Annotated in this window: 26 protein-coding genes and 1 CRISPR repeat array; of the genes, 6 read left to right on the forward strand and 20 right to left on the reverse strand. The window is 45.3% G+C overall.

From position 1 onward, the window contains the following. From WHS38_09285 to WHS38_09295, 3 genes are all read left to right on the forward strand, one after another. The gene (locus WHS38_09285) at positions 1–1,161 is read left to right on the forward strand and encodes a pyridoxal phosphate-dependent aminotransferase (GenBank protein MEJ5301166.1); all 1,161 of its coding nucleotides are present in this window, start codon (positions 1–3) and stop codon (positions 1,159–1,161) included. Beyond that, entirely contained in the window at positions 1,142–1,777 is a 636-nt protein-coding gene (gene yihA / locus WHS38_09290) for a ribosome biogenesis GTP-binding protein YihA/YsxC (protein MEJ5301167.1), read from the forward strand. Before WHS38_09285 ends, yihA begins: the two co-directional genes overlap by 20 nt. Before the next feature lie 213 nt (positions 1,778–1,990). Further along, a complete protein-coding gene (locus tag WHS38_09295; GenBank protein ID MEJ5301168.1) occupies positions 1,991–3,367 on the forward strand; it encodes a D-alanyl-D-alanine carboxypeptidase family protein in 1,377 nt (458 codons plus the stop codon). A gap of 795 nt (positions 3,368–4,162) precedes the next feature. Next, positions 4,163–4,874: direct repeats of the CRISPR family, unit length 36 nt; unit sequence GTCGCAATCCCCTCGAAGCGGGGCGAGTCTTCCGAC. A gap of 269 nt (positions 4,875–5,143) precedes the next feature. Here WHS38_09295 and WHS38_09300 read toward each other — a convergent pair. Further along, entirely contained in the window at positions 5,144–5,974 is an 831-nt protein-coding gene (locus WHS38_09300) for an inositol monophosphatase family protein (GenBank protein MEJ5301169.1), read from the reverse strand. Between the two features lie 112 nt (positions 5,975–6,086). On the opposite strand from WHS38_09300, the gene WHS38_09305 reads away from it, so the two are divergent. From WHS38_09305 to WHS38_09315, 3 genes are read left to right on the forward strand one after another with little or no spacing between them, the layout of a single operon-like run. Next, positions 6,087–6,944, forward strand: a complete 858-nt coding sequence (locus tag WHS38_09305) for an amidohydrolase family protein (GenBank protein ID MEJ5301170.1) — start codon at positions 6,087–6,089, stop codon at positions 6,942–6,944. After that, the gene (gene mnmE / locus WHS38_09310; protein MEJ5301171.1) at positions 6,941–8,428 is read left to right on the forward strand and encodes a tRNA uridine-5-carboxymethylaminomethyl(34) synthesis GTPase MnmE; all 1,488 of its coding nucleotides are present in this window, start codon (positions 6,941–6,943) and stop codon (positions 8,426–8,428) included. Before WHS38_09305 ends, mnmE begins: the two co-directional genes overlap by 4 nt. A gap of 3 nt (positions 8,429–8,431) precedes the next feature. Beyond that, entirely contained in the window at positions 8,432–8,878 is a 447-nt protein-coding gene (locus WHS38_09315) for a pyrimidine dimer DNA glycosylase/endonuclease V (protein MEJ5301172.1), read from the forward strand. Positions 8,879–8,943: 65 nt separating this feature from the next. Here the strand turns inward: WHS38_09315 and WHS38_09320 are convergent, their stop codons facing one another. From WHS38_09320 to WHS38_09410, 19 genes are all read right to left on the reverse strand, one after another. Continuing rightward, positions 8,944–9,759, reverse strand: coding sequence for a site-specific DNA-methyltransferase (locus WHS38_09320; protein ID MEJ5301173.1), 816 nt, complete (start codon positions 9,757–9,759; stop codon positions 8,944–8,946). Positions 9,760–9,858: 99 nt separating this feature from the next. Then, positions 9,859–10,491 carry a ThaI family type II restriction endonuclease gene (locus WHS38_09325; GenBank protein ID MEJ5301174.1) on the reverse strand — a complete coding sequence of 211 codons (633 nt, stop codon included), beginning with the start codon at positions 10,489–10,491 and terminating at the stop codon, positions 9,859–9,861. 250 nt (positions 10,492–10,741) lie between these two features. Then, a complete protein-coding gene (gene sctU, locus WHS38_09330; GenBank protein ID MEJ5301175.1) occupies positions 10,742–11,791 on the reverse strand; it encodes a type III secretion system export apparatus subunit SctU in 1,050 nt (349 codons plus the stop codon). Beyond that, positions 11,788–12,570: a type III secretion system export apparatus subunit SctT gene (gene sctT / locus WHS38_09335; GenBank protein MEJ5301176.1), complete on the reverse strand. Its 783-nt coding sequence runs from the start codon at positions 12,568–12,570 to the stop codon at positions 11,788–11,790. The genes sctU and sctT overlap by 4 nt, the downstream gene beginning before the upstream one ends. Next, positions 12,567–12,836: a type III secretion system export apparatus subunit SctS gene (gene sctS / locus WHS38_09340; protein MEJ5301177.1), complete on the reverse strand. Its 270-nt coding sequence runs from the start codon at positions 12,834–12,836 to the stop codon at positions 12,567–12,569. The genes sctT and sctS overlap by 4 nt, the downstream gene beginning before the upstream one ends. A 13-nt stretch (positions 12,837–12,849) precedes the next feature. Then, positions 12,850–13,491 (reverse strand): type III secretion system export apparatus subunit SctR, encoded by a 642-nt coding sequence (gene sctR, locus WHS38_09345; protein ID MEJ5301178.1) that lies wholly within the window; start codon positions 13,489–13,491, stop codon positions 12,850–12,852. Between the two features lie 4 nt (positions 13,492–13,495). Then, positions 13,496–14,530, reverse strand: coding sequence for a type III secretion system cytoplasmic ring protein SctQ (gene sctQ, locus WHS38_09350; GenBank protein MEJ5301179.1), 1,035 nt, complete (start codon positions 14,528–14,530; stop codon positions 13,496–13,498). Between the two features lie 15 nt (positions 14,531–14,545). Next, positions 14,546–15,646: a type III secretion HpaP family protein gene (locus WHS38_09355; protein MEJ5301180.1), complete on the reverse strand. Its 1,101-nt coding sequence runs from the start codon at positions 15,644–15,646 to the stop codon at positions 14,546–14,548. After that, positions 15,647–16,123, reverse strand: coding sequence for a YscO family type III secretion system apparatus protein (locus tag WHS38_09360; protein ID MEJ5301181.1), 477 nt, complete (start codon positions 16,121–16,123; stop codon positions 15,647–15,649). Then, the gene (sctN, locus tag WHS38_09365) at positions 16,120–17,445 is read right to left on the reverse strand and encodes a type III secretion system ATPase SctN (GenBank protein MEJ5301182.1); all 1,326 of its coding nucleotides are present in this window, start codon (positions 17,443–17,445) and stop codon (positions 16,120–16,122) included. The genes WHS38_09360 and sctN overlap by 4 nt, the downstream gene beginning before the upstream one ends. Before the next feature lie 19 nt (positions 17,446–17,464). After that, positions 17,465–18,088 (reverse strand): HrpE/YscL family type III secretion apparatus protein, encoded by a 624-nt coding sequence (locus WHS38_09370; GenBank protein MEJ5301183.1) that lies wholly within the window; start codon positions 18,086–18,088, stop codon positions 17,465–17,467. Further along, on the reverse strand, positions 18,067–18,756 hold the full coding sequence (locus WHS38_09375) for a SctK family type III secretion system sorting platform protein (GenBank protein ID MEJ5301184.1): 690 nt from the start codon (positions 18,754–18,756) through the stop codon (positions 18,067–18,069). The genes WHS38_09370 and WHS38_09375 overlap by 22 nt, the downstream gene beginning before the upstream one ends. Positions 18,757–18,767: 11 nt before the next feature. Then, positions 18,768–19,547, reverse strand: coding sequence for a type III secretion inner membrane ring lipoprotein SctJ (gene sctJ / locus WHS38_09380; GenBank protein ID MEJ5301185.1), 780 nt, complete (start codon positions 19,545–19,547; stop codon positions 18,768–18,770). 1 nt (position 19,548) lies between these two features. Then, entirely contained in the window at positions 19,549–19,980 is a 432-nt protein-coding gene (sctI, locus tag WHS38_09385; GenBank protein ID MEJ5301186.1) for a type III secretion system inner rod subunit SctI, read from the reverse strand. Positions 19,981–20,017: 37 nt separating this feature from the next. Beyond that, positions 20,018–20,389 carry an HrpB1 family type III secretion system apparatus protein gene (locus WHS38_09390; GenBank protein MEJ5301187.1) on the reverse strand — a complete coding sequence of 124 codons (372 nt, stop codon included), beginning with the start codon at positions 20,387–20,389 and terminating at the stop codon, positions 20,018–20,020. 25 nt (positions 20,390–20,414) lie between these two features. Next, positions 20,415–20,660: an EscE/YscE/SsaE family type III secretion system needle protein co-chaperone gene (locus WHS38_09395; protein MEJ5301188.1), complete on the reverse strand. Its 246-nt coding sequence runs from the start codon at positions 20,658–20,660 to the stop codon at positions 20,415–20,417. Positions 20,661–20,679: 19 nt separating this feature from the next. After that, positions 20,680–20,904 (reverse strand): EscF/YscF/HrpA family type III secretion system needle major subunit, encoded by a 225-nt coding sequence (locus tag WHS38_09400; protein MEJ5301189.1) that lies wholly within the window; start codon positions 20,902–20,904, stop codon positions 20,680–20,682. A gap of 100 nt (positions 20,905–21,004) precedes the next feature. Beyond that, on the reverse strand, positions 21,005–22,378 hold the full coding sequence (gene sctD / locus WHS38_09405) for a type III secretion system inner membrane ring subunit SctD (GenBank protein ID MEJ5301190.1): 1,374 nt from the start codon (positions 22,376–22,378) through the stop codon (positions 21,005–21,007). A gap of 10 nt (positions 22,379–22,388) precedes the next feature. Next, positions 22,389–24,329, reverse strand: a complete 1,941-nt coding sequence (locus WHS38_09410; protein MEJ5301191.1) for a SpoIIE family protein phosphatase — start codon at positions 24,327–24,329, stop codon at positions 22,389–22,391. Positions 24,330–24,335: the final 6 nt, after the last annotated feature.

Below are 24,335 nucleotides of genomic sequence, written 5' to 3' on the forward strand. Positions count from 1 at the left end.
ATGGTCAACGAACAGATAGCCTCAATACGTCCCTTCATTGTTATGGATGTTCTGGAAAGAGCTCAGGAGATTGAACGGGAAGGACATGATGTAGTGCACCTGGAAGTGGGAGAACCTGATTTTGAAACACCTAAAGCAATAAAGGAAGCGGCAATTAGAGCACTTCGCAACGGGGAAACTCACTACACTCACAGTCTTGGTATTGTTGAACTTCGAGAAGCAATTTGCGATCTTTACGAACGGACCTACGGAGTAAAGGGACTTGATCCCGACCAGGTGGTTATCACATCTGGCACATCACCTGCGTTTATCGTGGCTCTTGCTCTCGTTTTATCGCGTGGGGACGAAATCATCTTGAGTGATCCCGGTTATGCCTGCTATCCGAACTTCGCTAGATTTATTAGTGCTGTGCCTCGCTTCGTGAAAGTGGAGGAAAACAACGGGTTTCAGTATGATGTGGACGCAGTAAGATCTATTATCAACGTCAAAACAAAAGCCATCATGGTAAACTCCCCTTCAAATCCTACAGGGCAAATTACCGAACCTGAGCGGTTGCAAGCAATAGCTGACCTGGGATTGTGGATCTTCAGCGATGAAATCTACCACGGGCTGGTTTACGACGGGGAAAAAGCCCATTCGGCACTTGAATATACTGATAGATGCTTTGTTTTTAACGGCTTCTCCAAGCTCTACGCTATGACGGGATGGAGACTTGGATACGTAATCGTGCCGAAAGATTTTGTAAAAACTACAAAGTGCATGGTGCAGAATTTTTTTATATCCGCCAACTCTGTATCTCAATACGCCGCCTATGAAGCTCTCACAAACCCGGAAGTGGCTCTAGACGTGGAAAAGATGGTTAAGACTTACGATGAACGAAGGCGCTTCATGGTTAAGCGCCTTAAAGAAATAGGTTTTGGTGTGGCAAGGGAACCCAAGGGCGCTTTTTATGTTTTTGCCAATGCTTCTTCTTTTGGGCAGGACGCCTACCGGCTGGCTTTTGAAATTCTCGAAAACGCTCACGTGGGCGTTACACCCGGCATTGATTTTGGCGCCAACGGGGAAGGATTTTTGCGCTTTAGTTATGCTAACTCATTGGAACGCATTGATGAAGGTTTAAGAAGGATAGAGCTATACCTGCATGAAAGCACTAAATCGTGATCCAGAAACAGCTCCTATCAAGATTGTGTCTGCAGAATTCTTTACTTCTGCTTTCACTGTTCAACAATTGCCAGAAGAGAGTCTTCCGGAGATAGCCTTTGCGGGAAGATCCAACGTGGGAAAGTCCTCTCTTATAAACGCTCTTCTTCTTAGAAAAAAACTTGTGAAGACAAGCAACACGCCGGGACGAACTCAGAGCATCAACTTTTTCACCATCAACAAAGCCTTTTACTTCGTGGACCTTCCAGGATATGGCTTCGCGAAGGTGCCAAAGGATGTTCAGGCAAAGTGGAAGTATCTTATTGAAGGATACTTGCAGAACAGAAAGACCCTGAAAGGCGTTGTTCTAATAATGGACAGCCGCCATCCTGCCATGCCCAACGACGTTCAACTCTATCACTGGCTGTCAGCTCAATGTTTTGCCGTAATTCCTGTGCTCACGAAGGTTGACAAGCTTTCAAAAAATGAACTGGAAAAGTCTCGTAGAGAATGCGCCCGAATTTTGACAATCTCCCCGGAAGACATTGTTCTTTTTTCTGCTACTGAGAAAACAGGAAGGCAGGAACTGTGGGAGAAGATACTTAGACTTACAGGCAACAACATGGTTGATAGCTGATGGAAAAATAGCAAGGTAGGGCACGGCATGCCGTGACTTATCCGTCTCTCAATATTGTAAGATCTCGTTGTTAAGTGCTCTCCAATGAAGCAAAATGTTGGGGCAATTGCGAAGGAGACAAAAAAAATGAAAGGAATGCGGCATTTCCTACGGCAACTCTCAAATATTTTTTTGATTTTGTTCTTGATGCTCATGGTGGAGGCATGGCATGCCATGCCCCTGCATTCTGCTAATGCACCCAGCGGGGGCACACAGCAACCTGCTTCTTCTCTTTTACCTATAGAATCCAAAGCGGCTGTGCTTGCAGAGCCTGAAACCGGGTCGATTCTTTACGAATATAACGCTGATATGAAGATCGCCCCAGCCTCTCTGACCAAGATACTTACGCTATACCTTGTGTTTGAAGCACTTGAAAAAGGAACCATTCATCTTGATGATGAAGTTTACATAAGCCATCGAGCCTGGAAAACCGGTGGCTCTCAGATGTTTATCGAAGTAGGTAATAAAGTTTCTCTGGAAGAACTCATCAAAGGTATAGCCGTTGTTTCAGGAAATGATGCCTGTGTAGCCGTTGCGGAACATATAGCCGGGACGGTAGAATCCTTTGTGGCTCTGATGAATCAAAAAGCCCAGGAACTGGGTATGATTCAAAGCCACTTTGCCAACCCTCACGGACTTCCTGATCCTCAAGAATATTCAACGGCTCGAGATCTTGCTCGACTTGCTATAGCATACACAAACCGTTTTCCTCAGGCTCTTGCTTATCATTCAATGAAAGAATTCACATACAACAACATTGTGCAATACAACCGAAATCATCTTTTGAACAAAGATCCTTCTGTTGATGGACTCAAGACGGGATTTGTTGCAGCGGGGGGATACCATCTTATCGCTACGGCAAAGCGTGATGGCATGAGATTAATAGCTGTGGTGCTCGGGGCAACTAAGCCGAGCATTCGCGAACGTGATGCGATGCAACTTCTCAATTACGGCTTCAGATCCTACGCTATGGTTAAGCCGGTGAATTCATCAGAGGCGGTTGGGACAATTAAAGTGTGGAAGGGAAGAAAAGATGCTGTGTCGGTATATCCTCTCGAATCCAAGACTATGCTGATGTCAAAAGGAGAAGAGAAGAAGATCAGGACGGTTGTGGAAATGTCTCCTGAATTGATTGCTCCTGTGAGATCGGGGCAGATTGTTGGCCAGCTAAGTATTTACAAAGGGGACGAGTTATTGGAAGCCGTGCCGCTTGTTGCCGGGGAAGATATTGGCAGAGCAGGATTTTTCAAAAGAACGTGGCATTCTATCCAGAAATTTTTTGCTGGAGGATCGAAGAAACCAGAAGCCACTGAAGCAACCAAGAAAACCAAAGATGTGGCCAGCGCTAAGAGCGGACAGACCAAATCAGAACAAGCTACTGAAGAGAAAAAGGAACTGTGGTTGCTTTCCGTATTTTATAGCATAAAGCCTGTGCTAATGATTGTGGGGGGAGTATTTGGGGCGATTATTCTTCTTGCGGTTGTGGTAAAGATTCTTAGGCGCCGTAGAGCCAGAAAAGTTTTACCCAGGCGAGTTGTTAGAAAGTGGTAATTTAGCGAATAAACGAAATCGTAGGGACAATCCTTGCGATTGTCTTTGAATGATAAATGATAGGGCAATAAAAACTGCAGGGGCAACCACAAGAGTTGCCCCTGTTTTTTCTCTATTTTTTAGCCTTTGTTTTATCTCGGTCACCGACCGAGCAAGCTTGAGCGCCTCAGGAAGGCAGCCCTAATTTTGGGAAAACCCATCTGGTAAGAACTATCCACCCACAAACAGCACCAATAAAAATAAGCCAATCATACATAATATTCACAACCTCCCTGGATTTAGCGCAAATTGCTAACGCAGACTAAGATTCTAAAAGGTTTCTCAAAATTCTGTGTGATCAACCGAATGGTCATCCCTACAGTTCTCAATCCCCTCAAAGCGGGGCAGTTTTGCAACCAGAGAGTAAAAGAGCTAGCAGAAGCTCAGTCTTCTATCTCGCAATCCCCTCGAAGCGGGGTGAGTTTTTAGGTCGAGAATTGGGAATCGGAAACTGGATTTAGGATAAACCTTATTAAACAACCAGTGGAAACATAACACAACAACGCTTCAATTCCAACAACAAAAACTGCTTACTGACTATTCCTATTTATCAAACCAGGGATCAAACAAACCCGATCCCCGATACAACTCGCAATTTCTTCTAAACAGTGCGAGCTTCCAAGGAAGTCCCCCGCTGATGGTATGAACTTCCAACCAATACCCCCGTTTACGGGGCGAACTTCCAAAAACTCCCCCCCATTGACGGGATGAACTTCCAAAAACTCCCCCCGTTGACGGGGGGATTCAGGGGGGCGAGTCGCAATCCCCTCGGAGCGGGGCGAGTCTTCCGACGCATAGACTCGTATGCCCCCGCGGGGAGGTGCTACCTCGTCGCAATCCCCTCGAAGCGGGGCGAGTCTTTCGACGATTATGCAGTTATTGCCCCGGAAGGGGCGGACAGTGGCGTCGCAATCCCCTCGAAGCGGGGCGAGTCTTCCGACAGAGTTTGGCAGTTCGTATAGGACTGCCAGACTTATCTTTGTCGCAATCCCCTCGAAGCGGGGCGAGTCTTCCGACGGAGAAAATGAATTCCACGCCGAAAACGTTCTTGAAATTCTGTCGCAATCCCCTCGAAGCGGGGCGAGTCTTCCGACAGAGATATGGCCACCGTGACATCAAAGAGGCTTACAATGAGTCGCAATCCCCTCGAAGCGGGGCGAGTCTTCCGACAGGAGAAATAGGAGACAAATTGAGCGGTGGTGTAAGAGTCGCAATCCCCTCGAAGCGGGGCGAGTCTTCCGACTACGGCGGGAATAGCCTGCTGTGGGGTGGGCAGAGTCGCAATCCCCTCGAAGCGGGGCGAGTCTTCCGACTCTTAGGATCGAAGAAGGTTTCGGTATCGTACAGCTGGACGGCGTCGCAATCCCCTCGAAGCGGGGCGAGTCTTCCGACACACAGTGCTTTTCACGAGGAGAGAGTATGTCCCCGAGCTGTCGCAATCCCCTCGAAGCGGGGCGAGTCTTCCGACCGCATACCTTAAAACAAAAGAAATGTCAATACTTTATAAGCCAATTTTGGGGGACCTCCCCCTTTTGCCAGAAAAACCCCCAAAAATTTCATCCTAAATTACCCCCTAAAATAACATAAGATATTGATATTGCTAGAAAAACCCGTCAGGCAGGAACTCGAATGACCGCTTTCAATAATTTCAATAACTTAGACCAATTTTTAAAAACCCCCCAGACTTCCCCCTTAAATTGAACAAAATTGTGCAATTTCACTCGCAAAACATGTAAGTTACGCATTCAATTCACTTATAAGTCTCGAAGTCCTTATAATCTTCATAATCTCTTCGTGCAGCTCCATAGACGCAGCCGCCACAATGTTCCCGTTCCACAATACTTCCCTTTCACCACGCCCCCAGAAATCAGTCACAACCCCTCCCGTTTCGATTATAAAAAGCATAGACGCAGCAATATCCCACGGCTTAAGTCCTACCTCCCAAAACCCATCAACTCTACCACAGGCAACGTATGCAAGATCAAGAGCCGCTGAACCTCCACGCCGAATATCACTCACCACCTGAAAAACGGCAGAAAAAACATCCAGATAATCCTGCAAAAGATCTTTCCGCCTAAAAGGAAAACCCGTCGCTACCAGAGCCCTGGACAGACTTAGATTCCAGCGTCGAGCATCCAAACGCCTTTCGTTAACAAAAGCCCCCTTGCCTCTCAACCCCCAGAAAAATTCCTGCCTGAGAGGATCAAATACACACCCTGCTGTCACAATCCCGTTTTCAATTCTCGCAATAGAAACCGATACCATGGGAAAGCCATGAATAAAGTTCGTGGTGCCGTCAAGCGGATCTATAATCCAGCCGGGATCTTCCCCATTGTAAGAACCATCCCAGGATTCTTCAGCTATGATTACATCATCAGGAAAGACATCCTTAATAACTTCCGTTATGACTCGCTCAGATTCACGATCTACTTCAGTCACATAATCAAAGCTCGACTTTTCCTCAAACTTCCAGCTCCTTGCCGTCTCGTAAGCCGAAACTATTATGCCGCCAGCCTTCCTGGCTGCTTCTTCCATGACATTAAGAACCTTCTCTTCTTTTCCCTTCATCTTCCCTTTAACCCCGCTTTTCACTTGCCAACGTTTTCAAATCGCTCTAGCCTTAAACACGCAAGATAACCAACTCCAACAATAAAGTTCATCAAGGAGGCACAACACAATCATGATAATTGACGTTCACACTCACATCTTCCCCGATCAGGTTATAGCAAACCGTAACGATTACAGGAATAGCGAGCCTGCGTTCGACCTCCTTTACGGACACCCAAAGGCAAAAATGTCAACCGGTAAGGAACTCATAGATGCTATGGATGAAGCCGGAATAGACAGGTCGGTTGTATTCGGTTTCCCCTGGATAGATCGCAATCTCACAATGAAACACAACGATTACGTCCTGGAATGGGCAAATCGCTACCCTGATCGGCTGATTCCCCTGGTCTGCGTTCTTCCAACGGAAGATTGGAGCGTGCGTGAAGTTGAACGTTGCATGAAAGCGGGCGCAAAGGGAGCAGGAGAACTGGCTGTTTACGGAAACTGCGACCGAGAAAAAGTCTATGACTTATATTCCCAGATAGGCGAAGTGGTAAAAAGTCATCAGGGCGTTATTCTGATCCACGCAAACGAACCCGTGGGGCACTCCTACCCTGGCAAGGCTCCTCAAGGATTGGACTTCTACTACGAAATAACCAGGCGACTTCAGGACATCCCCCTTATCTTTGCTCACTGGGCTGGGGGATTGTTTTTCTATGCTCTGCTAAAAAAAGAAGTTCCCGATCTCTTCCGTCTTGTCTTTGTCGATACTGCCGCATCTCCCTTTCTCTATTCTCCGAAAATCTACAAAATCGCCGCAGAAATCCTCGGCATAGAAAAAATACTCTTCGGCAGTGATTATCCGCTCCTTGGATTCAAACGCTACCGCAGTGAAATGGAAGCGGCCGGGCTTACGAGCGAAGAGCGAAAACTGATCGAAGGAGAAAACGCTGCAAAACTTTTTACAATTTCTCACGAAAGCAAACCATGATCCGTGACATTCTGGGTCAGGATACCATCTGCGCCATAGCAACCCCTGTGGGAATCGGGGGGATAGGCATTGTCAGGATTAGCGGCAAAAATGCCGTAAAAATTGCAGAGAAAATTTTTCGCCCCGCATCGGCGTCCTTCCCTCTGGCATCTCATCGCCTTTACTATGGCTGGATTTACGACCCGGAAACAGGATCGTTGATAGATGAAGTGCTTCTTTCTGTGATGAAAAGCCCTCGAACTTACACTCGAGAAGACGTCGTGGAAATCAACTGCCACAGCGGGTATGCCGTGCTGGAAGAGATTCTGAGAGTGGTTATGGCTCAGGGTGCTCGGCTTGCTGCCCCCGGTGAGTTTACCTACAGGGCTTTTCTCCACGGAAGAATTGATCTGAGTCAGGCAGAAGCCGTGCAGGAGATTGTATCGAGTCGGTCTCGAGCGTCCCTCGACATGGCAAGGCGTCAACTTCAGGGAGAGTGCTTCTTGGCTGTCACGAACTGGATCGAAACTCTAACGGATATCCTTGCTCATATTGAAGCTCATCTTGATTTCCCGGAAGACGTTGAAGACGAGAGCGAATCAGGCGATCTAGCATCTGACGGTGACAGCATCTTTGCCCTTAACCAGCTTTTGACGAAAAGACTTGAGGATGAACTCATTCAACCCATAAGGCGAGTTCTAAAAAGCTTTGACAGCGTTCAGCTTCTGCGAGAAGGCGTTTCGCTGGCTCTGGTCGGGAAACCCAACGTGGGAAAATCTTCTCTCCTGAATGCTCTTCTAGAAAAAGACAGAGCGATTGTTACCGAATATGCCGGGACAACTCGTGATGTTATCGAAGACTCGTTCACAATCGACGGCGTGCTGGTGCGCATCATGGATACAGCCGGCATACGGGAAAAGGCGGACTATATTGAGGCTCTCGGCATTGAACGAACTCTTCGGGTTATCAAGGAAGCCAATATAATACTGTGGCTTTTAGATGTTTCGGAAAATCTTACCCGTGAGGACGACTACATATTTGAAATAATCAAGGACAGTCGCTATCTGATGCTCATAAACAAAGCTGACTTGCCTCACCGCTGGGAAGAATCCGTTTTAAGAAGTCGCTACGACACAAGAGCTCCGGTAATTATGATGTCGGCCAAAAGAAAAGAAGACGTTGAGTCTCTTAAGAACTTTATTCGAGAACACTTCCTCAAACAGGCAATAGATGATGCATCTGAGAGCTTTGCTATAAACAAGCGTCATAATGAACATCTGGTAAGAGCTTTAGAAAGTCTTGAGCGAGCCAGGCTACTGCTGGAAGGCGAGAATGGAGAAGAAGGAAGGACGCGGCATGGCGCTCTACATTTCCTTCCGCCCTATGAACTCATCGCCTACGAGCTAGAGTCAGCACGAAAAGAACTTAACGCCATTGTTGGCAAAGAAGCGTCAATGGAGGATGTGCTGGATCGAGTGTTTTCTCAGTTCTGCATTGGAAAATAGGAAATGAGACTGTGGTCATTACATCCTGAATATCTTGATGCCAAGGGATTGGTTGCTCTGTGGCGTGAAGGACTTCTGGCAAAGGCTGTGCTGGAAGGAAAAACCAGGGGCTACGTTCATCATCCACAACTTACCCGGTTTCGATTCCAGCCGGATCCGATACAGGCAATCAATGTTTATCTACGGGCTGTGTTTGAAGAAGGAGAAAGGCGCAAATACCGGTTTAATCCATCCAAGATAGATTTCTCCGTTCAGCCTATCAGTATCTTTGTCACAACCGGGCAGCTTGAATACGAATGGAAACATCTCTTGGAAAAATTAAAAATTCGTGATCCCCGCCGTTACTGCGAACTTTTAGAAATTGCCGTCATAAAACCGCATCCCATGATGGAAGTTATACCGGGAGATGTGGAACCGTGGGAAATAGTGAAGAAAAGCGAGCAACTATAGGGCAAATGTTTCAAAGACTCTATAAGGTGTAAAAGCGCGGAAAAGACAGTAATATGCAAAGCTTTTTAGAACGTCTTAATCTTTAGTTGTCTGAAATCATACAAACCATTTATTCTTTTTTCTGCCAGTTTAACATAATCTTCGTTTATCTCGTACCCAACGTAGCGGCGCTTTGTTTTTACTGCAGCAATCGCGGTTTGTCCGCTCCCCATAAAGGGGTCCAGAACAATTTCCCCCTCAAAAGAGTAAAGCTGGATCAACCTGTAGGGCAGTTCGACCGGGAAAGGCGCAGGATGTCCAATTCTTTTTGCAGACTCAGCTGGAAATGTCCAGACACTCTTTGTAAACTCAAGAAACTCCTCTCTTGAAATCGTGCTTTTTCTTCCCAGACTCTCCCTTGAGAACATTGCTTTGGAAAAAACCAGGATGTATTCGTGAACATCTCTTAACACAGGATTTTTAGCAGAAAGCCAGCTTCCCCAAGCGGTAGAAGGGCTACTACCTGAAGCTTTGTTCCAGATGATTTCCCCTCGCATTAGAAATCCAAGGGTCATCATATCTTCAATTATAAAAGCATGGAGGGGTATGTATGGTTTTCTTCCCAGATTCGCAATATTTATGCATGCTCTACCACCGGGAACTAGGACTCTTTTGACTTCAGCCCATACCCTTTTCAAAAATTCTCTATACTCATTAAGAGAAAAGTTCCTGTCGTATTCCTTCCCCACATTATAAGGGGGAGATGTAATCATCAGGGTGTACGCTGTTATCCGGCAACTCTTCCATATTTTCGCTTGTTTTGCAAAAAATTCTGTCAAGAAACCCATCGGGAATTGGGTTTTCCACATACCTCCCTGCCTGTTCCCCTGGCAGTCCCTCATACAATCTGCTTGTATAAAAATATGTAGAGTTGTGACTAACCCTTCCTGGAGAACCAAAAGCACTTGTTTGGGTGCTAATTTTCTTCTTATTGTGCTCCACTATTCTTCTCCCCACAGGTCAACCCATCTCTTATAAATATTAGCGTCCATTTCTGATCTTTGCCAGTATATTTCTATACTTTTAGTCTCCACATCTTCAGATAATGCCAACAATGCTTCTTTGGTAATTTCAACACTCCTTGGGTTTGCTCCGGATTTAGGAAGTTTAATATATCTTTCTCGACCTATTTCATCAAAAACTCTCTTTTGAACTTCTAATGGAATATAGTAAAATCCTCCTATATCTTTCCATTTAATTTGAGCGAGCAGGATATCACAACTAGGGTAATAATTTTCGCGAAACTCTTTTGCCTTTTCTGCATCTACAGTCCATATTAGTTTGACTCCCCCAAAGTTTTTACCCGTTACAGTCTTTACCGATATTGGCTCACCAAACAATTTAACGTCTACTTCCGCCTGAGTAATAGGAATTTCAGCATCTACATTCTCTTCTCCAAATTTATAGATGAGTAAGGCAACTATTATTCTCTCACGAACAGAACCAATCTCCATTCCAATTTTACCTGCTCTTGAATTCTCTAATTCTGCAAGTTGAAATAAGTAGGACAACCGCCTTTTAATTTTTTCTACAAGTTCCACATCTTCAAATATTTCAATCAGCCGACTTGACACTATTTTCTCTCCTTCCTGTCCAGATAAAATTCCATAGTGTTTAGTCAAGTGTGTCTGCAGGGGGAGAGGCTTTCCTGAATTTAGAAATGGCTTCTCGGAATCCTGGTGAGCTTTTCTGGCTATATCCTTCGTTCATAGGGCTTTCATTCTTTAGGGTTAGTGATACTCACCAGGAGGAAAGCCTTCTCTTACCCCTATTGTCAAGCGGGCACAATTAATGAAACACCACCAACTGCCCTATCGCACCACATCACTGAGAGGAGGATGTGATCTGATATACCCACTTTAAAACCTGTGCTACAGGCTCTATAAGGTCTGAAGGAATATAGTCGTCGAGGGTTCCTCTTTCAAAGAGATCGTGAGCCAGGGGAACATCCATCATGATGGGAATACCTTCCTCCTTTGCGATTTCAACAATACGCCTGGCCAGAAGATTTTCGCCCTTCCCTACAATTACGGGAAGCTTTGTCTTGTCCTTATCGTAAAAGAGGGCTACGGCAATGTGGGTAGGGTTGGTGACTACTACCGTTGCTTTTCTTACATTCTGAAGCATGGATTTTGTAAGAAGCTCCTGATGAAGCTGGCGGCGCTTACTTTTAATATGAGGGTCTCCTTCCATTTCTTTATACTCCTGTTTTACTTCCTGTTTGGTCATCTTCAATTCATTCAGATGCTGACGCTTTTGAAAAAAATAGTCCCCTGCCGCAAGAATTATCAGCACCATGGAAAGGTATATGATAAAGGGCTTAAGGATTGCTTTCAAAAGATCGAAAATAAAAGATACTTCTCCATAGGGAGAACTTATCAAAGCGGGAAGGACCATCCGAAGAACAAAAAAGACCACAATAAAGAGGCAGGTTATCTTTATAATTGACTTCACAAACTCTATAAGATTTTTTTTTGAAAAAATCCTCTTGAAAGCGTTGGCAGGGTTAAGCTTTTTGAGATCAGGTTTGACCGTTTCAAAAGCAAAGAGAAAACCAATCTGAAAGAAGTTCGATGCTATATCAAGGACAATGACCAGAAGAAGAAGGGGAAAGGAAAGTTTAACAAAAGTAATGGCAAGCTCATGGACCAAGAATGAAAAGGCTTCATCAAAGGGTTTAACCGACCAGCTTGCGGCAGTAGTAATCATGGTCTGTAGCGAATCAAGGTAGTGTTCCCGGAAAAGCCACATAAAAAGAAAAACGCCAATGATATTTGAGGCCGAGGCTATTTCCTTACTCTTTGCTACCTGTCCTTTCTTCCGGGCATCTCTAAGGCGTTTCTGGGTGGGCTGTTCTGTCTTCTCTCCGCTCACTTTATCCACTCCCTTAGAAGATCAATGATGTGGTCAATCTTTTCACCACTTTCGATGTAGTAGGAGGCGATAACGGTCAGATAGAGAACAAACAAAAAACTTGCTATGCCGCTCTTTACAGGCATTGAAAGGAAAAAGACATTCAGTTGTGGAACAAAGCGATTGATGACACCGAGGGCAAGATCAACGATAAAAATTGCAATAAGAAAGGGAGCTGCCAGCAAAAACGATGTTTTCATAAGCTGATCAACTTTACCAAGGAAAAAAACAGGAGAGAGACCTTCAAGGGATGGAAAGAAGTCAAAGACAGGCCAGAATTGATAACTTTCAAAAATTCCGTCAAGAAACACCAGAAAACCACCCGTTGCAAAAAAAAGAGCCGTAACCATCTGAAGTAATAAAACCCCGAGGGGAGAGCTACTTTCCCCGTAAAGGGGATCCAGGGCGCTTGCCATACTGGAGCCCCGCTGGTTGTCCACCAGAAAGCCAACTATTTCTGCAGACCAGAAGATAAGTCCTACAGTAAAACCAATAATTAAACCCACCAGCACCTCCTTCATTAGAAGGATAAAACCCGCAAGATAGGAAAGATGCGCCGGAGCCGAAGGGGCCACGAGAGGATACGTTACGGTAAAGAGGGCAAAGACAAGGGCATTTCTAATATAAGGAGGTAAAATGTTTCCCCCGAGAAAAGGCAGAATGGTAAAACAGGCAAGCATTCTGGCTGTCGAGATAGCCGTAATAATGAGAAAACGAAGGAAATCAGATCCTTCCGTCATCGCCCTAGAATCGGCAAAAGGTCAAAAATTTTAAGAGCATAAGTAAAAATTTCCGAGCCAACCCAGCGAGCTGAAAAAATTATAGCGGCAATTACCGCAATGAGCTTAATGGCAAAGGAGAGAGTCTGTTCCTGGATTTGCGTAAGGGCCTGGACAAGACTTACAAGAAGACCCACTACGGAAGCCACAATGATCGCAGGAAGAGACAGGAGCAAAACGAGTATCAGAGCATGACTGGTAAATTCCAGAATAGATGAATGACCCATCAGCTTTTCCCCATCAGGCATAGCTCAAGACAAGACCATGGATGAGCTTGGTCCAGCCATCTAAAAGAACAAAAAGTAATAGTTTAAAGGGCAGCGAGATGGTCATGGGAGAAACCATCATCATGCCCATGGCCATGAGAATATTAGAAATAACAAGATCAATCACAATAAAGGGAAGATAGAGAAGAAAACCAATTTGAAAAGCCGATGTAAGTTCACCAACGGCAAAAGATGGAATAAGCACCAGTAAGTCTCTTTCTTCAAGCTTTTCAGACTTCTCTTTGGGCCACATTTTTCGGGCCGATTTCAGGAAAAACTGTCGTTCCCTTTCTTTCGAATGTTTAGATAGAAATTCTCTGAGGGGTTCTGATGCCTCAGGAACGATTTCCTTTAAGTGCTGGAAGGTAACCTTTTCTGCAGGCAGTTTCTGAAGGACCCCATATACTTCGTAACCCACGGGGGCCATAATGTATATGCTCAGAATAACAGCAAGCCCGTTAATTACCATATTTGGGGGAATCTGCTGAATCCCTAGAGCATTCCTGATAAGAGAAAAAACTACCACAAGCTTGACATAGGATGTTACCATCACCACCACGAAAGGCGCCAGGGAAAGACCCGCTAAAACAACGACGAGAAAATAAGGATCCTGCATAAAACTACTCTTTAGAGAGATTACTGTTCAGTTCTGTTACCCGGACACCAACGCGACCGTCAACCTCAACTAACTCTCCAAAGCCAACGGGACGGCGATTGACCAAAATGGTCACTATTCTGGAAAGGGGGGTCTCAAGAGTAAAAATGTACCCTTCTCCAATATTTTCCAGCTCTTCCAGGGTCATCGTCTTTCGCCCAACGGAAAACTGAACCTCTACCTCCACATCGCGCAGGGAGATCTGCTCAGGTTTTACTTCCTTCGATTTCTCTTCATCGCTCATTACCAGCTCCTTCTTTTTCACGACAACGATCTTCCCATCATCACCGTATTCGCCCCAGAAAAGGTTCCCCTCTGATACAATCAGGAGACGGCCATTCCCGATGCCATAGTCTCTCTCCACAAAGATTACATCACCGACTTCAAGGTTTTTGAGTTCCTCCAGAGGAAGGATCGTCTCTCCCACCACAAATCTTACAAAAAAGGGGATGGAACGAGTAAAATAGGTCTTCTCTCGGGGAAGACGAGATAGTCTTGAAGCAATTTCATGAAATCCCTGGGGGTCCAACAAAAACTTCCCTTCTCCTGTAACATCTCCTTCTCTCTCCGAGATCATCTCTACCCTAAGCCTGTAGTAAGGAATTTTTTTTGGCTCGTCCCCTTGAGCCGTCAGGGTTTGCCGTCTTGAAAATTCCAGTCCCAGGACTTTTCCTCCTTTCTCCAGAAGCTCTTCCCCTATAACTTCCACGGCTATTTCCCGCACCTCATCGGGAATGAAGGTAATCTCCTCCTCTTTTTTCCCGAGAGTGCTGGCTATATGTTTTTTTATAAGCCTTTCACTGAAATAGAAGCTTCCCAAAGCTTCGGAACTTCCAACATTAAGGGTCCAGAGCGGACTTTTCATGTTCGTTTCCGGAGCCGGATACAGGCGAAGCCGAAAGACTTCACCTAACCAGGAGAAACGGAAGTGACCACAGCATATCTTATTCCAGCCATCCACATCTCTGGCATTAATCTTCTCAAAAGTGAGAACTTTCAAAGTGGTTCCCCTCACCTACCCTTCGTATTCCTCCCACACCGACCGTTGCTGTCTTGAGCGTCCCTCGTTCTGTTCCCTTTCCCCTTCTTTTCTCATCTCTACAGAAACCATAACGGTATCCCCCTGCCGACTCTCAAGCTGATCCTTAAGAGATGAAAGGTTTGGTGAAAGCAGCCGATGAGCATCCTCAGATCCCGTTACAAATTTTACTTTCAGAACCCCATCTTCCCTCACCAGCCGCACTTCTGTATCCGGAAGGACATCATTACTCAGGGATATGCGCACCTCCTGCTTGTTAGAAGAGTCGGGAACCTCCACAAGGATGCGCTCTACCATTTTCCTGACTGGTTCCGGAAGGGAGCCAACTCCCTGAGATTTCTGAACAGATGGGGAAACTTCAGAAAAAACCATAGTTGAAAAGCGATTCATCTGAAGAACAGCCTCTGCTACCACATCATCGGGCTCCTGTTCCTGTCTGGAAAGGGACAACTTGCCACCGGTGGTATCCACTGGCGAGGATGTCTCACCGGAAAAGTTCTTGTCGAGCATGCCAGAGATGATGGTATCCTTACCTTCCCGAGGATTACCCTTTCCTGATACACCCATCATAAAGGCATTCTCCTGATTCAATTCAACACCATTGAAAACCTGCTCCTGTTGAAAAGAGGGGATGTCTTTCTTTGTGCTTTCTACCGGCACGGAATTTTCACCAAGGAAACCCTTACCAAGAGATTCAACCAGAGTAGCCCCTTTCCCTCCTGGAGGATTGTCCTCTCCTGATGCTTCCGTCATAGAAACATTTTGTCTCTCTGATCCAATCCTTTGCTCATTCTCTCCTTCGGGGGAAAAAGGTAAAAAATTTCTTAAAAGACCTTCCGGAGCCTTTTTTTCTTCTCCCTTCATTTCTTTTAAAGGAATCTCCCCTGTCGAAGAAAACTCTGACGCTCCGGGCTCTAATGGATCTCCCTCCGGCGATTCTTCCGAAAAAGAAGTCCCTTCAAGAAGGGAAGAAAAATCCTTCGAGGTCTTCTCAAGGTCCTCTCTTTGTCCTTCTTTAGGTAAGGTTATTCCTCCCTCTTTGAGATTTTTATCGGGTTCTAGAGGTAAAATTCTCATTTAAAACTCCACCTTTATAGTTGAAGAAAACTCTTCTAATTCCTTATCTGACTTCTCTTCTTCCTGCTTTTTTGCCTCAAGAAGCCACACTTTCCGGTGTTCTTCTATCTTCTGTCTCCCCTGAAGGGCTTCTCGATAGGAATTTTTTGCTTTATTAAAAAGATTCTCTGCTTCCTGAAGTTTCCTTTTTGCTTCCTGAACCTCCCCCTCTTTTGCTATCTCCCTCTCTCGAAGAAGTCCTATCTTTATCCGAAGGTTTTCCACATCTTCCCGTTTTACAAGCTTGTTTTGAACCTCTTTGAATAGTTTTTCTTCTTCAAGGGGCCGCCAAAGTCTGTACCGAGCTAGATCCTCTTCTCGTTCCCGAAGGAACCTTATTGCATTGTTCAATTCCTGCCGTCGCATTAACAATTCCCTTTCGGCCCTTTCTTCCCTCAACAGGCGAATACGAAGGAGATCATCGAGGACATATTTCATCGTGAAGAACCTGCAAGTTTAATAAGCCATGAGACAACTTCCTCGAAAGAGTTTTTCTCGTTGGTCCCCTGTCTCAGGAATTTTCGAATCTCTTCAATCTTCCCAATGGCTTCATCCGCAAGGGGGTCTGCTCCTTTCTTGTATTCGCCGATACGAACAAGAAGCTCCACCTCCTGGTATTTTGCAAGGAGTTCTCTTAGACGGGAGGCCGCAGCTTTATGCTCCTTCGATACCACCGCACCCATAACTCGACTGGTGCTGGCCAAAACATCTATGGCAGGATAATGATTTGCCGCAGCAAGGGCCCGGCTCAAAATGATATGACCATCCAGGATGGATCGCGTTTCGTCCGCGATGGGCTCCGTCATGTCATCCCCTTCCACAAGAACCGTATAGAGGGCCGTAATAGAACCTTTGTCGGAATAACCGGCTCGCTCCATCAATTTCGGAAGTGTTGCAAAGACTGAAGGAGGAAAACCCCGGCGGGTAGGAGGTTCCCCCGCAGCAAGGCCGATTTCTCGCTGGGCTCTGGCAAAGCGGGTTACTGAGTCCATAAGAAGGAGAACCCTTTTATTCTGATCCCTGAAATACTCGGCAATAGCCGTAGCCACATAAGCTGCTTTAAGTCTCTCCATAGAAGGACGATCGGAGGTAGAAACAACCACCACAGATCTTTCAAGTCCATCAGGTCCCAGGTCTTTTTCTATAAATTCCCGAACTTCACGGCCCCGCTCTCCTATTAGAGCCAGCACCGTAACATCTACTTCCGCTCCCTTTGCAAGCATGGCAAGAAGGGTGCTCTTTCCTCCACCGGCGGCAGCAAAGATGCCCATGCGCTGCCCTATACCGCAGGTAATAAGGCCGTCAAGGGCGCGGATGCCAAGGGGAAGGGGCTCCGAAATGATCTTTCTAGCAAGGGGATTAGGGGGATCCGCGTAGACGGGATAAAATGTCTCGGGAGTCAAGGGACCCCTGAGGTCCACATCCACAGGGCGACCACTTCCATCAAGAACCCTTCCCAGAAGAGAAGGCCCCACAGGAACCATCATAGCTCGTCCGGTGACAATCACCTCTGTATGAGGAGAAAGACCGTAAATGTCTCCAAGGGGCGTAAGAAGAGCCATTTGCTTTGCAAAACCCACGACCTCCGCCTGAACTTCTTTGCCAGAGCCGGGATCCCTGAGAAGGCAGATTTCGCCTATTTTCACCTCAGGAACTATTGCCTTTATGATAGTTCCAATAATTTCAACAACACGACCCTTCGTCTCAACGGTCTGGGTCTCCGCTAGAGCATTACGAAAAAGTTCTGACACATCCAGCATAATCCGTCTCCCGAACCACTCAGGTCATTTTTTTAACCGTCTTCATAAGGGCGTTGCGAAGGGCTTTAAGCTGAACTTCAACGCTGGCGTCAACAATGCCCATTTCACTTTCCAGAATACAACTCTTTGGAGCAAGACGACTATCTGATACCACTTCAATAAATTCAACAGCAGGAAACTGTTGTAAGAGACTGTTTACTTCCATTTTAACAAACTCGGCATCCTGAGGCGAAACTTTTATCACCACATGTTTCTGGCTTCTCACTACAGCCATGGCGTTTCGAACAATCCGTATAACCAGGTCTCTATCGTCAAACTCACCAATTACTCGTCTTACAGCATTAATTACGATATCGCAGAGCATTTCTTCAGAAGAAGCCAGGTAATCCACTGTCTTCTGAACCGTCTCAAACATCTTCTCTGCAATCTTTTGCTTACCTTCCATAAGGCCCTCTTGGTATCCTTTCTTCCGGATAGCCTCTACGGTCTCTTGAGCTTCAGAAACAATGCGATTCGCTTCCTCTTCAGCAGCAGCGATAAGCCCGGAAGCTTCAACAAATGTCAGGTATTCCCGGGCTTTCAGCACCTTCTTATCCGGCGAAAGAATTACAGAGCCTTTTTTTATTGCAAAAGAGAGAGCCATTTTGCTCCTCCTTCCAGGCTCTTTACAACCCGTCTTACGACACTGAAAGCCTTTTCCTGAGAAATTGGAAAAGGAGAAACTGTGCCTCCCTCATCAGAAAGATGGGAAGAAAGCTTTATAAGGAGTCTCTCAAAAGATCCAGGACCTGCAGGTTCCAGAACCCTTTTCCAGAGAGAAAATCCCTGGCGGAAACACTCCTTAGAAAAATCGGATAAATCATGAGGAAGAGAAACTTCAAATTCCAGTGGAGCGAAAAAAAAAGGCACCTTTTTCAAAGCAAAATAATACCACTTTTGACCAAGCTGCTTCTTAAGACTTCTAACCCGATCGCCTCTTACTTCCTTAGCAATTTCTCCAGAGTAAATAACAAGGCCCGTTGCAAAAACTGCTTCCTCCAGAAATAAACTATCCGTTAAAAGAAGTCGTTTTTCCCGTCGTTCAAAATGATGCAGGTCCTCTTCCCATTTCAGAGATTTCAAAACAAGGCGATTTACACATCTTTCGTAGCGAAGACTCTTTTCCGCCAGATGACCCAAAAGGGGGTTCTCTTCACCAAAAAAAATTCTTCCATGATCCGGATGGGCTGACCTCAAGGGGAAAAAGTGATAATCAACAATGGTCATCAAAAGAGAGGGATTTTCTTTAAGAAGTTTCTTTAAGTAAGACATTTTCTTTTCCCTCAGGAATCAGAGGACAAACCTCTTTTAGGATAAAAAAAACCTTTTCGAGCAACAAGGTAAAAGCCAAGCCCTCCCATTGTAAAACCTAATAAAAGTAAAGCTACCCCGAGGAGTATGAACATCCCTGTACTTGATTGCGGCCTGGTCTCGGGAGAAGAAGCTGCTTTTGAAGTAGTACTCTGGGATTCCACAAGAACAACGGCTACCCTATCGTAGCTAAGACCTTCAATGCTGTGAGCCACAAGAGATTTGATTTTCGGAAGAAGGGAGGCCACATCCAGCTCAGGACGATGCTTTATAAAAACAGAGGCCGCTGAGGGAAGAGTCTTGTCACTCAAAGGGTTATTCTCTGGTAAAACAATGTGAACTCTGGCAGAAAGAACTCCATCAATGTTACTTATAGTTCCGGCCAACTCTTGAGAAAGGGCGTAGATAAAGCGAACCCTCTCTTCCATAGGAGAAGAAACCATGCCCTCTCTCTTAAACACTTCCCCCAGGTTTTTAAACTTCGGCCTTGGGTAACCGTATTCTCGAAAGAGTTCAAGAGATGTAGCTATTTTCTTTTCATCAACGAGAAGCGTAAAGGTCTGCTCCTGGCCGGGAACCTTTTCACAGGCGATATTATGCCTGAGAAGAAGAGACATCATCTCGTTGACTTCTTCTTCCTGAAGATTCGTGTAAAGTTCAACCTTGCACCCAGAAAGCAGAAATAAAAGAGAGAGCCACCAGAACACCACTCCCAGCATTCGCCCCTTTGCCATAAGACCTTTTACTTTCATCTCAGCCCTGATTCTTAAGAAGGGTTGAAACCCCCTCATTACCCTTTTCCACCACCTTTGTAGTAACCTCAAGCTCAAGACTTGCCTGCTGAAGCTTCCACTGAAGGCCTAAAAGTTCTGCAGGAGATACATTTTTATCCTCTGTAGCTCTACCGAGAGCCTGATCTATTTCTTTAACATATCCTTCAAAGGACTCTCTTTGCGCATCCAGAGATCGAAGAATTTTATCCCCGGGAGAAATTGCTTCCGGTTGCTGAGAAGGAATTTTTGTCGTCTCTACATGATTTTCCCCCGAGACACCCTGGGAAAGGGCAGACTCAAATTTTTCTACATCCCCCTCTTTTGGCGTGGAGAGCTTCTCTGAAGATGCCCCCTTCCCTGCTTCTTCAATTCCCTGTTCTACAATTTTCTTTGTTTGAACAGATTCTATCATGCTTGTTTACCTTCTTTAAAACCTTCATACCAGTCGCTTACATCTCCTTTAAGAGATTCTCGACAAATTGAAGGGCTTTTTCATTCTTGCCTGCGGCAATAAGCTCCCGGGCTACCTGCTCGCTTTCACTAGTTCTGCCTGAAAGTTTGAGAGCAAGAGCCAGATAAGCCTTTACAACCTCGCTTTCGGGATGACGGGAAAGGGCTTCATTTTTCAAAATCTGAACGGCCTCATCGTTACTTCCAGCCATCATCCACATCAGGGCAAGACCTATAAAGGGCTCTTCTGCCTGAGGTCTCATAACCCTTAGACCCGTGAAAATCTTTTCAGCATCATCCTTCCAGTGGTATCCGCTGGCCATCATCCCAAGTTCCATCAATATTTTAACAAGCCGGCTCTCAAATTCCATATTTATTCTCCCTCAGCAACAGTGTTTACTTCAGCCCTTCAGGATGAAAAGCAGACCATGTTTTTTGCAAAACATCTTTTGCTCGCGAAAGGGCCGTCTCAACCTGCTGAAACTGGTTGAATTCATCTACGGGAAGCCCTTTGTCCATGTGCCTTTTCACTTTAAGACGCCATTCTTCCAGATAGTCCTCCAGTTCCTGCCTCAGGACACCTTTATCGTCATTCAGAAGCTGCTTCTCAAGCTCCAGAAATAGCTCCTCTTGCTGCTCCATCAGAAATCCCTCCTTTTAGTTAGCGAATGTTCTGCACCACCTCTTTGGTCATCTCCTTCAGAGTGTTCATCATGTTCGTCGAGAGATTGGTCGCCATGGTCCACTTCTGGGTAAGCATCTGAAGTTTCAACATATCTGCACTGTCGTTAGGATCCATGGTGTTCATGTGGGTTTCCAGATTACTCTCTGCCTTCCCCACAAAATCAGACATCTTGCCATAAAGACTGTCCAGTGAAATACCCATTTTTTACTCCTTTCTACCTTGTTGTTTTTACAAGCTTAAGGACATGCCCCCTATTGAGTGCCTCTCATGTTGGCAGGTGACTCAAATGTTGGCAGGACCTTCACCAACTATACTTTATAACAGCGGTCGGCTGCACCGGAATGACCTTCTTGGTTCCATCGCTATAACGGAGAACCACCTTGTTCTCTTCGATCCCTTCAACGGTGTAGCCATTCTCCACCTCTTCTCCTACCCTTATCTTCCGACCGGAAGAAGTTATAATAAAACTGTTTGAACCTATTGCCACCGTCTCTATATTAAGAGCAGGAGGAGGCGGTGGCGTCATTACCTCTATTTTTGCTTCTTCCTTAAGAAAACCAGCACCGTAGCGATTTTCAAACTCCTTAATGAGCTTCCGATACTGATCTTTCCTGCTCTCAGAAATAGAACCACTAATTAAAAGATAATCCTTTTCTCGCGTTATCTTTAACCCTTCAAAATAATTTTCTTTCAAGATCTGTTCCAGATACCTTTCCATTTCCTCTATGGTGCGGATCTTCCATTCAAGAGATAGAAAATCCATAAAAGAGATTTCACTTTGAATCCTCTGACGAACTTTTTCGGCCTCCTTAGAATCTTCAAGGATACAGGAGATAAGGATTTTTCCATCTTCGCTCACATCAACAGAGCTCTCGCCAATAACTGACGGAGCAAGCATACTCTTTACAAGATCCTCCACTTCTTTTACGGTTACCACCTGAGACTGAATGGGATAGGGTTTATTTGCCAGGATCTCTTTCAGTTGCATCCTCTTTTCGTCAGATGCAATCACACCTTCTACTCTAAACAGACCAGCCGATTTAGAGGTCACGCGCACAAAGGGATAGCCCTGGGAGGAAATAAAAGCTTGAATTTCTTCAACTCCAGGTTGCACCACAGGAGGAAAAGCCTTTTCCTTTTCTCCTCTCCCTTTGTAAGAGAGAAAAAATATGGCCAAAAAGATTATAGCTACTGTCAATCCAGCAGTTCCGACCAGTAGTGTCCACTTTCCAGGAAAGGATATATTTTTATCTTTCGGTAACTCGGATTTTATCTCCTTTTCACCTTCCTTCTCATTCTCTATAGAAGTTTCTTTGTTTTCTTCTACAGAAGCTTCTTCCCTGCTCCAGATGTTAGGAATCGAAAGGTCTTCTAAAGAATCACCTTCACGAAAAACATACGCTACAGTCATGCCAAAGCGAACAAAAGTACCAGGTGATATCAAGACAACTTCACCCTTTGCAAACTCTCTGGTGCCGTTAGAAACAGCCCCTTCCAGGACTGTAATTGAGAGGGTATCACCCTTTACATCTAAAGTGCAGTGATTGGAGACAATATCTGAATCGGCTAGAATAATATCACAGAGGTCACTCCCCCCCAGGACATAGGTTCCGTCCTCTAAGAGGAGTTCAGCCCCCCTGTGGGATCCGCTCAGTATTTTTATTATCAGCGACATCTGTTTGCCTCTAAAAACCATTAAATTTCATTATCATTATGGTAATATCGTCAGCTTGAGGGGCGTTTCCAGAAAAATCTTTTATATTCCTGAGAAGCTCTTCAACTATTACCTTCGGCGAGGTTCCCTTAAAGTTTTCAAGAAGAGACTCAAGCCTTACCGTTGAAAAAAATTCCCCCTTCTCATTGACGGCTTCCGTTACCCCATCGGTGTAAAATGTGATTATATCACCAGGTTCCAGCTTAACCGTTCCTTCCCGGTATTTAAAACCATCGTGGACTCCCAGGGCCAGTCCTTTCGTGGTGGGAAGCTGCCGGGGTTTTACCTCTTTACCATTAGTAAGATAGGGGGAATTATGACCGCCATTTGCGTAAGTAAAAAGACCCGTTCTGGTGTCGAGCATACCTAAGAAAATAGTTACAAAAAGAAGGGAAGGATTGTCACCACTGAGATCCCGATTTACCGCCTCAAGGACCACCCCCGGTGAAGTTGCCCCATTAGCTTTTGCCTTGATGAGAGTTCTCGTTACTGCCATAAAGAGAGAAGCAGGAACCCCTTTACCCGATACATCCCCTACAGCTACCCAGAAGCGATCTTTTTCAGTGAAGAAAAAGTCATAAAAGTCTCCTCCCACCTCTCGGGCTGGATGAAGGACCGCATGAATGTCAAATTCCTCTCGATCCGGAAAGGGTGGAAAGACTTTTGGTAGAATTCCCATCTGGATTTCCCTGGCAATTGTGAGCTCACTTGCAATACGCTCTTTTTCTGCAATGGTTCTGGAAAGCTCCTGAATGTAACCTTTAAGAGATTCTTGCATCGAAGCAAAAGAAGAGGCAAGCAAGGCAATTTCATTTCCCGAAGATACAGCCGGAAGGGATGCCTCCAGATTACCCTGGGCAATTTCATCGGTTACTTTACAAAGGGTAATAAGAGGACGGGTTATAGAATTACTTACCAGAACCACAATAATACAGAGTATAGCAAGTCCTGAGGCCCCGATAAATACTACTATCCAGTTAAGCTTTGTGATGTTTTCAAGAAGTTCATCTTTCGGGAAAATTACCCCCACGGACCACTCTGAGGAAGGAAGAGGCATAAAAACGAGCCAGGCCTCTTTATCTGTTTTCCAGTCTGTTATAGCTTCATAGCCGGTTTCTCCCCGAATCATGCGACGGCCAATCTCTCGTAGAGCTCTGTCTTTTCTTGCCTCAGCAATGGTAAATATGGTCTCGTTCATTATCAACTGGTCATCAGGGTGCATGACAAAGGTTCCATTTTGACTTATTATGAAAGCATAACCACTCCGGCCGATTTTTATTGACTCGACAATATCCTGAAGTTTTTTAAGGGAAATATCCACGGTGACAACGCCGGAAAAGACCTTTTTCTCCCCCTGATTCGTAAAGAAAGGAACTGAGTAAGTGGTCATGAGACACTCACCGCCGCCTTCATCAAAATATGGCTCGGACCAGCAGGGTTTTTGAAGTTCTTTAGGCATCAGATACCAGTCCGATCTCGTGTAATCATAGTTAAGGTAACGAAAGCGAATATCCTGATCACTCCGATACCAGTAGGGGGCATAGAGCATTGTCGCCTCTCCACCATTAAAACTCGTCGTAAAAGAAGGCTCCATGGCAAAAGTACTGCCATATATCTCCGGGTTATTCTTCACCATCTCCCTTATAAGATTCTCTCTCTCTTCGAAGGTATTGTCAGCAGCTTCTATACCAATAGCAGTGGTTGTAGTCACCTTTTCTATGCCGCGCAAAAACACTTCAATCTCATTCACGGTAGATGAGGTAAGATGAAATGCATTTTTTCTTATCAGGTCTTCAACAATAGACCTGGAATAAAAATAGTAACATAAAAAGATTACAATAAACAAAAAGCCAACAGCAGAAAGGATTGATGCAATAAGGGTAAATCTAAGACCTTTAGGGAGCATTTTCATTTTCTC

Source organism: Thermodesulforhabdaceae bacterium, from assembly GCA_037482015.1.
Taxonomy (GTDB): Bacteria; Desulfobacterota; Syntrophobacteria; order Syntrophobacterales; family Thermodesulforhabdaceae; genus JAOACS01.